This is a genomic window from Ruegeria sp. AL12 (genome assembly GCF_056540885.1).
On sequence record NZ_JBQFXN010000163.1, the window covers coordinates 1 to 598 of the forward strand.

The 598-nt window shown below is 57.9% G+C and carries 1 protein-coding gene; it reads right to left on the minus strand.

Going from position 1 to position 598, the window contains the following annotated elements; translation table 11 throughout:
* Nucleotides 1-197: 197 nt before the first annotated feature.
* Nucleotides 198-598: aspartate/glutamate racemase family protein (locus tag ACR0C6_RS22005; RefSeq protein ID WP_480621307.1), on the minus strand; the 401-nt coding region annotated here is incomplete at its 5' end.

A 598-nucleotide genomic window follows, 5' to 3' on the forward strand; every position in this document is an offset into this window, starting at 1 on the left:
GGGCGTCGATCTTGCTACACTGGAAACCCGGCTCACCGACCGTTGGGTTGGGTTTGGGCTGGGCAAACAGTCCGCAAGAGAGCGGGCGCTTTCAAACGACATTCCGAATGCCGAGCGGGTGATCCGGAACTCGGTACAAGGCGACCTGAACCTGTGACATCTTAGGGCGGGTCAGTCAGAGCGCCCGTGTCACTTGTCTAGTAGGTGGGCGGAACAAGACCGGCCTGAAACCACTTCACGAAAGACACGATAGAAAACACGGGCAGCCCTGTGGCGCGCTGAATATCGGGCGCGTAGGGGCACATATTCGTGCATTCCAGCACGATCGCGCCAAGATCGGTGTGTTCCGATGTCAGGGCCATTGCGGCTTCGACATTGTCTTTGCGGGCCTTTTCCACATCAAGACCAAGCTCATTTCCAAGGATTGCGCGGGTGAACTCCGCCCCGCCTTCGGTTGTGCCGATGGGTGTGTCCAATGGAACATTGGCGGCCAGCAAGTGATCTTGGGTCAGAGTAGAGGCTGATATGGTCAGAACCCCGGCGCGTTTTCCCGCTGGCAGGATACGGTTGACCATTTCAACCTGCATCAGGGACGATG